The 12,524-nt window shown below is 74.0% G+C and carries 11 protein-coding genes; 7 read left to right on the top strand and 4 right to left on the bottom strand.

Annotated features, from left to right (window positions below; all coding sequences use genetic code 11):
• The first annotated feature begins 53 nt into the window (after window positions 1-53).
• The 5 genes from ACIGNX_RS18050 (at window position 54) to ACIGNX_RS18030 (ending at window position 5,585) form a co-directional block, all read left to right on the top strand.
• A complete protein-coding gene (locus ACIGNX_RS18050) occupies window positions 54-1,100 on the top strand; it encodes a substrate-binding domain-containing protein (protein ID WP_396541366.1) in 1,047 nt (348 codons plus the stop codon).
• A 40-nt stretch (window positions 1,101-1,140) separates the two neighbouring features.
• A complete protein-coding gene (locus ACIGNX_RS18045) occupies window positions 1,141-2,280 on the top strand; it encodes a Gfo/Idh/MocA family protein (protein ID WP_396541364.1) in 1,140 nt (379 codons plus the stop codon).
• Window positions 2,277-3,281, top strand: coding sequence for a sugar phosphate isomerase/epimerase family protein (locus tag ACIGNX_RS18040; protein WP_396541362.1), 1,005 nt, complete (start codon window positions 2,277-2,279; stop codon window positions 3,279-3,281). Before ACIGNX_RS18045 ends, ACIGNX_RS18040 begins: the two co-directional genes overlap by 4 nt.
• Before the next feature lie 417 nt (window positions 3,282-3,698).
• Window positions 3,699-5,282, top strand: a complete 1,584-nt coding sequence (locus ACIGNX_RS18035) for a serine/threonine-protein kinase (protein WP_396541360.1) — start codon at window positions 3,699-3,701, stop codon at window positions 5,280-5,282.
• A 117-nt stretch (window positions 5,283-5,399) separates the two neighbouring features.
• Entirely contained in the window at window positions 5,400-5,585 is a 186-nt protein-coding gene (locus tag ACIGNX_RS18030; protein WP_396541358.1) for a hypothetical protein, read from the top strand.
• Window positions 5,586-5,595: 10 nt separating this feature from the next.
• On the opposite strand, the gene ACIGNX_RS18025 is transcribed toward ACIGNX_RS18030, so the two are convergent.
• A complete protein-coding gene (locus ACIGNX_RS18025; protein WP_396541356.1) occupies window positions 5,596-6,537 on the bottom strand; it encodes a GNAT family N-acetyltransferase in 942 nt (313 codons plus the stop codon).
• Between the two features lie 65 nt (window positions 6,538-6,602).
• On the opposite strand from ACIGNX_RS18025, the gene ACIGNX_RS18020 reads away from it, so the two are divergent.
• Window positions 6,603-8,816: a M20/M25/M40 family metallo-hydrolase gene (locus ACIGNX_RS18020; protein WP_396541354.1), complete on the top strand. Its 2,214-nt coding sequence runs from the start codon at window positions 6,603-6,605 to the stop codon at window positions 8,814-8,816.
• A gap of 8 nt (window positions 8,817-8,824) precedes the next feature.
• On the opposite strand, the gene ACIGNX_RS18015 is transcribed toward ACIGNX_RS18020, so the two are convergent.
• Both ACIGNX_RS18015 and manD read right to left on the bottom strand, forming a co-directional pair.
• On the bottom strand, window positions 8,825-9,409 hold the full coding sequence (locus tag ACIGNX_RS18015) for a dihydrofolate reductase family protein (protein WP_396541352.1): 585 nt from the start codon (window positions 9,407-9,409) through the stop codon (window positions 8,825-8,827).
• Entirely contained in the window at window positions 9,406-10,635 is a 1,230-nt protein-coding gene (manD, locus tag ACIGNX_RS18010) for a D-mannonate dehydratase ManD (protein ID WP_396541350.1), read from the bottom strand. Before manD ends, ACIGNX_RS18015 begins: the two co-directional genes overlap by 4 nt.
• A gap of 109 nt (window positions 10,636-10,744) precedes the next feature.
• On the opposite strand from manD, the gene ACIGNX_RS18005 reads away from it, so the two are divergent.
• On the top strand, window positions 10,745-11,617 hold the full coding sequence (locus ACIGNX_RS18005) for an NAD-dependent protein deacetylase (RefSeq protein WP_396541348.1): 873 nt from the start codon (window positions 10,745-10,747) through the stop codon (window positions 11,615-11,617).
• A gap of 6 nt (window positions 11,618-11,623) precedes the next feature.
• On the opposite strand, the gene ACIGNX_RS18000 is transcribed toward ACIGNX_RS18005, so the two are convergent.
• Window positions 11,624-12,247, bottom strand: a complete 624-nt coding sequence (locus ACIGNX_RS18000) for an SAM-dependent methyltransferase (protein WP_396541346.1) — start codon at window positions 12,245-12,247, stop codon at window positions 11,624-11,626.
• Between the last annotated feature and the right edge of the window lie 277 nt (window positions 12,248-12,524).

The following is a 12,524-nucleotide window of genomic DNA, read 5'->3' as shown; positions in this document are numbered from 1 at the left end:
CGCGGCACACCCCGTCCCCCCACCCACCCCGACACACCGCCCGGGAGTCAGCCATGCCCTCACTCGACCGCCGCCGCTTCCTCTGGGGAACCACCGCCGTGGGCACCGCCGCCCTGCTGGCCGGCTGCACGTCCAACGAGTCGGCGGGCTCCGCGCCCAACGCCGTCGCGGGCGGCTCGGGTCGGAACAGCCAGCCCGGCAAGCAGGTCACCATCGGCTTCTCCGCGCCCGCCGCCGACCACGGCTGGATGGCGGCGATGACCAAGAACGCCAAGGCGCAGGCCGGCGAGTTCTCCGACGTCACGTTCAAGTCCACCGAGGGCACCAACGACGTCAACCAGCAGATCGGCCAGGTCGAGACGCTGATCAACGACAAGGTCGACGTGCTGGTCGTGCTGCCGTTCGACGGCAAGGCGCTCACCGAGGTCGGCCGCCAGGCCATGGACGCGGGCATCCCCGTGATCAACCTCGACCGGGTCTTCGACACCCCGCTGGCCTACCGGCTGTGGATCGGCGGCGACAACTACCGGATGGGCGTCAACGCGGGCGAGTACATCGCCGCCCGGATGAAGGCCAAGAACATCACCAACCCGATCATCGGCGAGGTCGCGGGCATCGACTCGCTGCCGCTGACCCAGGAGCGCAGCAAGGGCTTCAAGGACGCGCTGGCGAAGGCCGGCTTCTCCGTCGGCCCGCGCGTGTCGGCGTCGTTCACCTCCGAGTCCGGCGAGCAGCAGACCGCCAACCTGCTCCAGTCGGCGTCGAAGCTGGACGCGCTGTGGAACCACGACGACGACCAGGGCATCGGCGTGCTGGCGGCCATCGACAGCGCCGGCCGCAAGGAGTTCGTCATGGTCGGCGGCGCGGGGTCGCGCAACATGATGGACCTGATCAAGGCCGACAGCGGCGTGGTCAAGGCCACCGTGCTCTACAGCCCGTCGATGGCGTCCTCGGCGATCGCGCTGGCCCGCCTGCTCGGCCAGGCCAAGGGCATCGGCGACATGGCCGAGCACGACATCCCCGCGTCCATCACGACCTACTCCGCCGTGGTGACCAAGGAGAACGTCGACCAGTACCTCGACGTCGGCTTCGACTCCTGACCCGGGTCCGCTGGATCGACACTGCTGCGAAAGGCTGCTGATGACGGAAGAGATCGGCGTGGGCATGGTCGGCCACGCGTTCATGGGCGCGGTGCACTCGCACGCCTGGCGCAACGTCCACCGGTTCTTCGACGTGCCCCTGACGCCCCGCCTGGCCGTCGTCGGCGGCCGGGACGCGGTGCGCACGAAGGAAGCCGCGACCAAGTACGGGTGGGCGGCCGCGGAGACCGACTGGCGCGCGCTCGTCGCCCGGGACGACGTCCAGCTCGTCGACATCTGCACCCCCGGCGACACGCACGCCGAGATCGCGCTGGCCGCGCTCGCCGCCGGCAAGCACGTGCTGTGCGAGAAGCCGCTGGCCAACACGGTCGCCGAGGCCGAGGCGATGGCCGCCGCGGCGGAGGAGGCCGCCGGCCGGGGCGTCCGGTCGATGGTCGCCTTCAACTACCGGCGCGTGCCCGCGATCGCGCTGGCCCGCAGGCTGGTCGGGGAAGGCCGCATCGGCGAGGTCCGGCACGTCCGCGCGGTGTACCTGCAGGACTGGCTGAGCGACCCGGAGGCGCCCATGACGTGGCGGCTGCGGCGCGAGAAGGCCGGCTCGGGGGCGCTGGGCGACCTCGGCGCGCACATCGTGGACGCGGCGCAGTACGTGACCGGCGACCTGATCACCGGGGTCAGCGCCACCACCGAGACGTTCGTGCGCGAGCGGCCCGACGGCGACGGCCGCGGCGAGGTCACCGTGGACGACGCGGCGGTATTCCTGGCCCGGTTCTCGTCCGGCGCGCTGGGCACGTTCGAGGCGACCCGCTACGCGCTGGGCCGCAAGAACGCGATGCGGCTGGAGGTCAACGGCACGCGCGGCAGCCTGGCGTTCGACTTCGAGTCGATGAACGAGCTGTCGGTGTTCTCCGCCGACGACGGCTCGTCCGCCGGGTTCCGGCGCGTGCTGGTGACCGAGGCCGACCACCCGTACGTCGGCGCGTGGTGGCCGCCGGGCCACCTGCTCGGCTACGAGCACACGTTCACGCACGAGGCGGCGGACTTCCTGACGGCCATCGGCGGCGGCCTCGACCCCGCGCCGAGCTTCGCCGACGGCCTGCGGGTGCAGCGGGTGCTGGCGGCGGTGGAGGACAGCGCCGCGCAGCGGTCGACGTGGACCACGATTGGAGACCAGCGATGAGCCGACCGGTCACCCTCTACACCGGCCAGTGGGCCGACCTGCCGTTCGAGGAGGTGTGCCGGCTCGCGTCCGGCTGGGGCTACGACGGGCTGGAGATCGCCTGCGCCGGCGACCACTTCGAGGTGGACAAGGCGCTGGCGGACGACGACTACGTGCCCGCGAAGCGCGCGGTGCTCGAGAAGTACGGGCTCGACGTGTGGACGATCTCCAACCACCTGGTCGGGCAGGCCGTGTGCGACGACCCGATCGACTTCCGCCACCAGGCGATCCTGCCGTCCCGCATCTGGGGCGACGGCGAGCCCGAGGGCGTGCGGCGGCGAGCGGCGGCGGAGATGGCCGACACCGCCCGCGCGGCGGCCCGGTTGGGCGTGGGCACGGTCGTCGGCTTCACCGGCTCGTCCACCTGGAAGTACGTGGCGATGTTCCCGCCCGTGCCGCAGGCCGTGATCGACGAGGGCTACGCCGACTTCGCGCGGCGCTGGAACCCGATACTCGACGTGTTCGACGAGGTGGGGGTGCGGTTCGCGCACGAGGTGCACCCGTCGGAGATCGCGTACGACTACTGGACCACGCGCAGGGCGCTGGACGCGGTCGGCAACCGGCCCGCGTTCGGCCTGAACTGGGACCCGTCGCACTTCGTGTGGCAGGACCTCGACCCGGTCGGCTTCATCCTCGACTTCGCCGACCGGATCTACCACGTGGACTGCAAGGACACCAAGAAGCGCTTCGACGGCCGCAACGGGCGGCTCGGCTCGCACCTGGCGTGGGCCGACCCGCGGCGCGGCTGGGACTTCGTCTCCACCGGGCACGGCGACGTGCCGTGGGAGGAGTCGTTCCGGGCGTTGAACGCCATCGGGTACCGCGGGCCGATCTCGGTCGAGTGGGAGGACGCCGGGATGGACCGGCTGCGCGGGGCGGAGGAGGCGATCGGGTTCATCCGGCGGCACCTGTTCGACCCGCCGGCCGCCTCGTTCGACGCCGCGTTCAGCACCGGGGACTGACCCGGCCGGCCGGGCCCGGCACCGCCAGATCGGGCCGGTCGAGGCAGGTGGCCGCCCCGACCGACCCGACCGCGTCGTGGCGGCTCCGACCGACTCGTCCGCCCCGGTGCCGTCGTGGCCGCTCCGACCGACCCGACCCCGCCACGGCGGCTCCGACCGACCCGTCCGCCCCGGTGCCGCCGCGGCCGAATCGACCATGGTCCCGACCCCCGGCCCGCGCCGTCCACCGAACCCCCCGAACCCATCCACGCTCCACAGTGGACCCGAACGGGAGTGGCGCCCGGCTCACCTTCGGCGTCGCCCGCGTGGTGAAGGGACAAACCACCACCGCAGGTGTTACCACTGCAACGCACGTTCGAGAGGTAACCCGATCGGGTACCCCCGTCGCCGTACGTGCGCACGACGTTGGGAGCACGGGTGGCGGAGGACCGTACTATCGCGGGTCGGTACCGGCTGACCGAGAGGATCGGCGCGGGCGGGATGGGGGTGGTGTGGCGCGCCGAGGACCAGCGGTTGCGCCGCGTCGTGGCGGTCAAGGAGCTGCTGTCCCGCGTCGGGTTCGACGAGGAGTCGATCGACCGCGCGGTCCGGGAGGGGCGCATCGCCGCCCGCCTGTCGCACCCGAACGTGATCGCGCTGTACGACGTGGTCGAGCACGACGGCCACCCGTGGCTGATCATGGAGTACCTGCCGTCGCGCAGCCTGGCCACGGTGATGTCCGAACGCGGCACCCTGCCGCCCGACGAGGTGGCCCGGCTGGGCGTGCAGCTCGCCTCCGGGCTGGCCGCCGCGCACGCCGCCGGCGTCGTGCACCGGGACGTCAAGCCCGGCAACGTGCTGGTCACCGAGTTCGGCACGGTCAAGGTCACCGACTTCGGCACGTCCCGCGCGGCCGACGAGGCGACCGTCACGGCGTCCGGCATGCTCGTCGGCACCCCCGCCTACCTGGCCCCCGAGGTCGCGCGCGGTGGCAAGGGCGAGTTCCCGGCGGACGTCTTCGCGCTCGGCGCGACGCTCTACGCGGCGCTGGAGGGCACGCCCCCGTTCGGCGTGGACGGCAACACCATCGCCCTGCTGCACCGCATCGCCGACGGCCGGTTCCCGCCGCCGCGCAACGCCGGGTCGTTGACGCAGGTCATCATGCGCCTGCTCGACCCGAACCCGGAGACCCGGCCGACCATGGCCGAAGCGGCGGACATGCTGCGCACCGTCCGGCTGGACGGCGCGGCCCCGCCCCCTCCGCCGCCGACGCCCGCGCCGACGGCGATCCTCGCCGCGCCGCCGGCCGCCGACCCCGAACCGGAGCCCGAACCCGAGCCGGTGCGGCGGGAACCGGCGAGGCCGGTCCCGACCCCGGCACCCCAGCCGGCGCGCACACCCCCGACCGGTGAGACGCGCACACCCCCGGGCGACGAGAAGCGGGGCGACCGCAAGGCGCTCGTCGCGCTCGCCGTCGTGGCCCTGATCGCCATCGCCGCCGTGGCCTACCTGCTCACCCGCGGCGACGACGGCTCGCCGTCGGCCGGGACCACCACCGGGACCACCGCCCAGCCGACGTCCGAGACCGCCGCCCAGAACCCGCCGGCCCAAAACCCCCCGGCCCAGACGACGCAGGAAGCGCCGCCCAACGCGACCACCACCACCGAGGCCACGACGACGGAGCCGGCGAACCCCACCCCGCCACCGCCTCCCGCCGACGTGAGCCCGGACCGGGCGGTGAGCGACTACTACGGCCTGCTGCCGAACGACCTGCAGACCGCCTACTCCCGCCTCACCGACCGCTTCAAGGCCACGCGGGCACCCAGCTTCGCCGACTACCAGGCGTTCTGGGGCCAGATGAGCGCGGTCACGGTCGGCAACGTCCGCGCGGTCGGGCCGGAGCAGGTGGCGGCGACCGTGTCGTACACGTTCAAGTCCGGCGGCACGCAGACCGAGCAGCACGTCTACACGTTGGCCAAGGTCAACGGCCAGTGGGCGATCGACAGCCAGCAGAACGGCTAGGGCGCGAGGACCAACCACAACCCGGCAGGTCACGGCTCCACACCGACGTCGACGCCACCGACGTCGACGCCACCGGCCGCGACCGGGGCGCCGAGCCGTGACCCCTCCTCGCGCCCGGTGCGCGTCAGGCCGACGCCGGTCGGACGGGCCGGGAGCCGCGGCACGTCCTCGCCCGACCCCGAGGGCAACGGGTCCTGCCTGCTCGGAGTCGGCCTGCTCGGAGTCGGCCTGCTCGGAGTCGGCCTGCTCGGAGTCGGCCTGCTCGGAGTCGGCCTGCTCAGGGCCGGCCTCGACCCGCTGTGACGCCCGCCGGTCAGGTGAGCCGGGCGCGCCACACGTCGATCACCAGCACCGGGCGCATGCCCACCGACTCGTAGAGGTCCAGCGCGGGCGTCGGGTTATTCGAGTCGACGTGCAGGACCGTGCCCACCCGCCCGGCGGCCGCGTCCCGGTGGAACGCGTACCGCAGCAGGTGCCGGGCCACCCCGCGCCCGCGCGCGCCGGGCAGCACGCCGAGGTGGCCGACGTACCCGCGGTCCTCGTCGGCGAACTGGTCGGTGCACTCCAGGAACCCGGCCGGCCGCCCGTCCAGCTCGGCCAGCCACAGCCCGGTCCAGTCGAAGATCGACTTGCGGTCGAGCGCCTCGTGCCAGTCCTCGAACGCCTTGGGCACGAACCCGAACTGCCCGGCGAACGACGCGTTCCACACCTCGTGCACGACCCGCCGCACGTCCGGGTCCACGCCCTGCCGCAGCACGAGGCCGGGCACCGGCGCGGGCGGCGGCACGTCGCCGTCGTGGTCGACCCGCATCCGGTGGAACGTGGTCGCGACCTCGAAGCCCCGCGCCGCCACCCGCTCCCGCAACGCCGTGTCGTCGCGGTAGACGCCCTGGTCGACGGTCACCCCGTCGTGCCCGCCCTCGCGCCCGATCTCCCGGGCCCGCTCCAGCACCCGGTCGAAGAGCCAGTCCGCGACCACCGGGTCCGCCGACACCACGTCGAGGTCGACCTCGTCGCTGCCGCTCTTGCCGTTCGCCGTCGCGTACCCGACCGGCCCGCCCGCCGGGTCGAGCACCAGCCACGCGTCCCGGTCCAGGTCGAAACCGGGTCGCCGCAGCTCGTCGCACATGTCGTCGAGCGTGTAGTCGGCGAACCCGATCACCTCCGCGGTGTAGGCGTGCACGAGGCCGAGGATCAGCTCGGCGTCCTCCGGTCGCGGCGGTCGGACGGTGTGACCGGCGGGCAGGGCGTTCATGGCGCACATCGTGCGCGGCGGTCCGGGGCCTGTCGACCGGGTTTCCGCCGGCTTAGGGTCTGCGGATGATCGAGGGCTCCCGTCGGCTGGTCGTGCTGCTGCTCGCGGTGATCGCGGGGGTGGGTGCGCTCGCCGTGCTCGCGTTCCGCCCGCCCGCCCCCGCGGCGGACGCGCCGGCGGACGGGTTCGCCGCCGGGCGCGCCGAGCGGCACCTCGCGGCCGTCGCCCAGCGGCCCCACCCGATCGGGTCGGCGGACAACGCGCGGGTCCGCGACTACATCGCCGACACCGCGCGCGACCTGGGCGCGCGGGTGTCGGTCGAGTCGGACGACGTGGTGCTGCCGTGGCGGGGCGTGGTGCGGCTGGCCACCGCGCACAACGTCGTGGCGCGCGTGCCCGGCACGGACCCGTCGGTGAGCGGCGGGAAGGCGTTGCTGCTGGTCGCGCACTACGACTCGGTGCCGACCGGTCCGGGCGCGGCCGACGACGGGGCGGCGGTCGCGGCGATGCTGGAGACCCTGCGCGCGGTGGCGGCCGGCGCGGTCCGCAACGACGTGGTGTTCCTGTTCACCGACGGCGAGGAGGCCGGGACGCTCGGCGCGGAGGCGTACGTGCGGCGCAACGGGGTCGACGGCGTCGGCGCGGTGCTGAACTGGGAGGCGCGGGGCAGCGGCGGACCGGTGTGGATGTTCCAGACCGGTGCCGACAACGCGCCGTTCGTGTCGGCGTTCGGCGGGGCGAGCAGCAGGCCGATCGCGAACTCGTTCGCCTACGAGGTCTACCGGCGGATGCCGAACTACAGCGACTTCACCGTGTTCCAGAGGGCCGGCGCGCGGGGGTTGGACAGCGCGTTCATCGAGGACGTGCGCGACTACCACTCGCCCTACGACGACGTGGCGCGGTTGGACCGGGGGAGCCTGCAGCACCACGGCGAGACGATGGTCGGCCTGGTCCGGGCGCTGGGCGACCGCGACCTGCGGGCGGGTGGCGGGGACGCGGTGTACTTCGACCTGTTCTCCCGCGTGCTGGTCCGCTACCCCACGTGGTCGGCGGTGGTCCTGGCGGTGGTCACGGTGACCGCGCTGGTCGTGCTGCTGGTCCTGGGTGTCCGGCGAGGACGGCTGCGGTGGCGCGGGGTGGCCGCGGTCGCCGGGGTGGCGCTCGGCGCGGTGGTCGTGGCGGGCGCGTCGGCGTTCGGGCTGTGGGCCCTGGTGGCGGCCGTACGGCCCGGGTTGGCGTTCCTGGCGCTGTCCGAGCCCTACGAGCGGGGGTGGTTCGTCGCCGGGTTCTGCGCCCTGGGGCTCGCGGTGCTGCAGGCGGCGGCCCGGGTGGTGCGCCGGTGGTCGTCGGCGGAGGTGGTCGCCGGGGTGCTGGTGGTGACGGCTGTGCTGCTGGTGGCCGCGACGGCGGCGGTGCCGGGTGCCGGGTTCCTGTTCCAGTGGACGTTGCTGCTCGGCCTGCCCGCGCTCGTGACGACCCGGCTCGCGTTCCTCTCGCCGCTGGTCGCGGCGGCGATCTTCCCGCCGCTGGTCGGCACGATGATGGTGGCGCTGGGGATGCCGTTGAGCGCGGTCGCGGTGGTGTTCGGCGTGCTCGCGGGCGTGCTGCTGCTGCCGCTGCTGCCGTCCGGCTCGTGGTGGCCGGCGCTCGGCGCGGCGGCGGTGGCCGTGGCGCTGCTCGCGGTGGGCACCGCGCGGTTCGGCTTCACGGCGGACCAGCCGCGCCCCGACGCGCTGGTCTACGTGCAGGACACGTCGACCGGCCGGGCGAGCTGGCTCTCCGCCGACCCGGCTCCCGACGAGTGGACCTCGCGGGTGCTGGGGGAGACCCCGGAACGGGTGCCGTCGACCGACCTGCACCCCGCGCCCGCGCAGCCGCCGATGCGCGCCGACGCGCCGGACCTGCGCCTGCCGGCGCCCGCCGCCGACCTGGTGTCCGCCACCGACGCCGCCGCGCGGACCGTGACGTTCCGCGTCACCCCGGCGGAGCGGGCGTGGCGGACGCACGTCACCGTGCCGGACCGGGGCGTGCGCGGCTGCCGCTCGGGCGCCCTGCCGCTGCCCGGCGCGGTGCTGGAGCTGTACGGCCCGGCGGCCCGCGAGATCACCTGCGAGCTGGACCCGGGCACCCCGCTGGAGGTCTCGGTGGCCGACCAGTGGGCCGGCCTGCCACCGGAGGCGGAGTCCGTCGTCGGCCCGCGCCCACCGGGCACCATGCCGGTCCAGTCCGGCAACCGCCCCTTCGACGCCGCGATCGTGCGCGCCGCGTTCCGCTTCTGACCGGTGACCTAGCCCTCCGAGCCCCGGACGTCGTAGTGCAGCAGCACGACGCCGTTGCCGAACGCCCTCGTCCCCACCAGCTCCAGGTCCGCCCGGTCGTCCTCCGGCGCGAGCCACGGCCGGCCACGACCCAGCAGCACGGGGTGGACGTAGACGCGGTACGAGTCGAGCAGGCCCAGGCGGCGGAAGGTGGCGGCCAGGTCCGGGCCGCCCAGGGCCAGGTCGCCGGTCGCCGAGGACTTCAGCGCCCGCACCTCCTCCGGCACCACCGAGCGCACCACGGTCGAGTTCCAGCCCGCCGACCCCAACGTCCGCGAGTACACGACCTTCGGCATGTCCCGCCAGATCCCGGCGAACTCCGCGACCGGCGCGGGCGCGTCGGGGTCCTCGTCGGCGGTCGGCCAGTAGTCCGCCATCAGCTCGTACGTGCGCCGGCCCGACAGGAACGCGCCCATCCGCCCCAGCTCGGCGTTGAAGTGCGAGTGCAGCTCCTCGTCCACCCGGTGCCAGTCGATCGCACCGTCCTCCGCCTCGAAGAACCCGTCCAGGGACACCGACAGGGACAGCACGATCTTCGCCATGGTTCCGCTCACCAGTCGTGGAGGGTGCCGTCCGCGAGGCGGTTCACCGGCAGGTAAGCGGCACGGTAGGGGAACGCGGCCGCTGCGTCCACGTCGAGCTCCACGCCCAGCCCCGGCGAGTCGGACGGGTGCAGCAGGCCGTCCGAGAAGCGGTACGACGTCCGGAACACCTCCAGCGCCTCCGCGGTGTGCGGCATGTACTCCTGGATGCCGAAGTTGTGCACGGCCAGGTCCAGGTGCAGCGCGGCGGCCATGCCGACCGGCGAGATGTCCGTCGGCCCGTGGATGCCCGACTTGACGCCGTGCACGGCGGCGTAGTCGAGGATCTTCCGCAACCCCGTCACGCCGCCCGCGTGGGTGACCGCCGAGCGCACGTAGTCGATCAGCCGCTCGCCCAGCAACGCGGTGTAGTCGTGGATCGAGTTGAACACCTCGCCGATCGCCAGCGGCGTGGTGGTGTGCTGCCGGACCAGCCGCAACGCCGCCTGGTCCTCGGCCGGCGTCACGTCCTCCAGCCAGAACAGGTCGTACGGCTCCAGCGCCTTGCCCAACCGCGCCGCCTCGACCGGGGTCATCCGGTGGTGGCCGTCGTGCAGCAGCGGCAGCGACGGGCCGAACTCCGACCGCACCGCCTCGAACACCGAGGGCACGTGCCGCAGGTAGGCGCGCGTGTCCCAGCCCTCCTCCACCGGCAGCGGCGTCGGCCGCGCCGGCTCGTAGTCGTACCGCTCGCCACCGCCGGCCGCCGACGCCGCCACCCCGTACACGCTGCCCAGCCCCGGGATGCCGGTCTGCACCCGGATCGCCCGGAACCCGCGCTCCAGGTGCAGCCGGATCGAGTCGAACAGCTCCGGCAGGTCGCGCCCGGACGCGTGCCCGTACGCCAGGGCGCCGACCCGGCACGCCCCGCCGAGCAGCTGGTACAGCGGCATCCCGGCGGCCCGCGCCTTGACGTCCCACAGCGCCGTGTCGACGGCGGCGATCGCGGCCATCGTCACCGGCCCGCGCCGCCAGTACGCGCCCCGGTACAGGTACTGCCAGGTGTCCTCGACGGCCGAGGCGTCCCGGCCGAGCAGCAGCGGCACGACGTGCTCGCGCAGGTACGCCTCGACCGCCAGCTCGCGCCCGTTGAGCGTCGCGTCGCCCAGCCCGGTGATCCCGTCCTCCGTGATGACCCGGAGCGTGACGAAGTTCCGCCCCGGGCACGTCACCACGACCTCGGCCGCCACGATCCGCACGCCCGCACCTCCGTCCACCGGCCCGACCGGCGTCGAGCCAGGTATAGCGCCCGACCGCCCGCCCGTCGAGGCCCCGGACCACCGCCCGACCGCACGTACAGTGGGTGCCATGCGCACGCGGCCGACGTTGAGCTGGACGCCGACCGGCGCGCCGCTGCCGCGCACCACCAGCCTGGACGAGGTCGTGCCGGTCCTCGCCCGGGGCGGTGTCCTGGTGCTCAGCGGCGCGGGGCTGTCCACCGAGTCCGGCATCCCCGACTACCGCGGCGCGTCCGGCAGCCTGCGCAAGCACACCCCGATGACCTACGACGAGTTCGTCGGCAGCACCGAGGGCAGGCGGCGGTACTGGGCGCGCAGCCACCTCGGCTGGCGCACGATCGCCCGCGCCGCGCCCAACACCGGCCACCGCGCCGTGGCCGAGCTGCACGCCCGCGGGCTCCTCTCGGGCGTCATCACGCAGAACGTCGACGGCCTGCACCAGGCCGCCGGCACGCCCGACGTGGTCGAGCTGCACGGCAGCCTCGACCGGGTGATCTGCCTGGGCTGCGGCGAGGTGAGCGCCCGCGAGGACCTCGACCGCCGCTTCCGCGCCGCCAACCCCGCGTTCGAGGCCACCGCGACCCGGATCAACCCCGACGGCGACGTGGACCTGCCCGACCACGAGGTGCGGTCGTTCCGGCTGGTCGACTGCGCCGGCTGCGGTGACGGGGTGCTCAAGCCGGACGTGGTGTTCTTCGGCGAGAACGTGCCCCGCCCGCGCGTCGAGCGGTGCTACGAACTCGTGGACTCCGCCGACGCGCTGCTCGTGCTCGGCTCGTCGCTCACCGTCATGTCCGGCCTGCGGTTCGTCCGCCGCGCCGCCGCGGCGGGCACGCCGGTCCTCATCGTCAACAAGGGCGAGACCAGGGGCGACGTGCACGCGACCGTCCGCGTCGACCTGCCCCTGGGCCGCGCCCTGACCTCCCTGCTCGACCGCCTCTGACGCGCCCTACCCGCGCCGCAGCCGCAGCACCACGTCGGTGCGGGTGCCGTGCTCGCCCTCCCGGCCGGCCGCGTCGCGCGTCACCGCCTCGTCCACCTCCACCACCCACTCCGGGCCGAGGGGCAGCGAGGCCAGCACGTCGGCGTTGGTGGGGAACCGGTAGTCGAACGGCGGGTGGTCGTGCTGCCACGACGCCCACCCCCCGTGCCCGACGACCAGCAGCACCCCGCCCGGGGCCACCGCACCGGCCGCCCGCGCCAGGATGCCCTCCCGCTCGCCCTCCACCGCCACCTGCGAGTGCAGGAACTGCGCCGAGACCAGGTCGAACTCCCCGGTCGGGAACGAGCGCGCCAGGTCGTGCCGCTGCCAGTCGATCCGCCCGGCCAGTCCCGCCTCGACCGCCCGGGCCGCGCCCCGGGCCAGGGCCGTCTCCGACACGTCGACCGCCGTCACCGACCAGCCCTGCTCGGCGAGCCACAGCGCGTCACCGCCCTCGCCGCAACCCAGGTCGAGCGCGGTGCCGGGGTCCAGGTGCGCGACCTCGCGGACCAGCAGCTCGTTGGGCTTGCCGGTCCACACCTGCCCCCGCTCGCGGTAGAAGTTCTCCCAGTACTCCTCGTTCGCGTCCATGCCCCGATCGTGCGACACCGGTCCGGCGGTTGGCAAAGAAAGTTGCCGGTTCGGCAACACGCCCCGGGAGCGGGGCGACCGAGTGTCCACAGTGGAAGAACGATTACCCGGTCCGGATCGGGCACGCCCGGCCGAAAACCGTTGTGTAGTGAAGAAGTTAACTCGATCAGGTCATCACCTATCGCTCGAACGAGTCGCGAACATTCGGGTTCTACGCTGCCCTTCCGATGTCCGGATCACGCCGACCGCTCCCGCGCGCCGGCTGTCTCAACGGGAA

This window comes from Actinosynnema sp. NPDC053489 (assembly GCF_044544865.1).
GTDB lineage: Bacteria > Actinomycetota > Actinomycetes > Mycobacteriales > Pseudonocardiaceae > Actinosynnema.
Note: the sequence above shows the minus strand (reverse complement) of the source record. Positions and strands in the feature narration are given on the sequence as shown.

Bases quoted from the DNA above. Each gene is read 5' to 3' on its own strand.
- ACIGNX_RS18050 (WP_396541366.1), top strand. From the start codon at position 54: ATGCCCTCACTCGACCGCCGCCGCTTCCTCTGGGGAACCACCGCCGTG.
- ACIGNX_RS18045 (WP_396541364.1), top strand. From the start codon at position 1,141: ATGACGGAAGAGATCGGCGTGGGCATGGTCGGCCACGCGTTCATGGGC.
- ACIGNX_RS18040 (WP_396541362.1), top strand. From the start codon at position 2,277: ATGAGCCGACCGGTCACCCTCTACACCGGCCAGTGGGCCGACCTGCCG.
- ACIGNX_RS18025 (WP_396541356.1), bottom strand. From the start codon at position 6,537: ATGAACGCCCTGCCCGCCGGTCACACCGTCCGACCGCCGCGACCGGAG.
- ACIGNX_RS18020 (WP_396541354.1), top strand. From the start codon at position 6,603: ATGATCGAGGGCTCCCGTCGGCTGGTCGTGCTGCTGCTCGCGGTGATC.
- ACIGNX_RS18005 (WP_396541348.1), top strand. From the start codon at position 10,745: ATGCGCACGCGGCCGACGTTGAGCTGGACGCCGACCGGCGCGCCGCTG.
- ACIGNX_RS18000 (WP_396541346.1), bottom strand. From the start codon at position 12,247: ATGGACGCGAACGAGGAGTACTGGGAGAACTTCTACCGCGAGCGGGGG.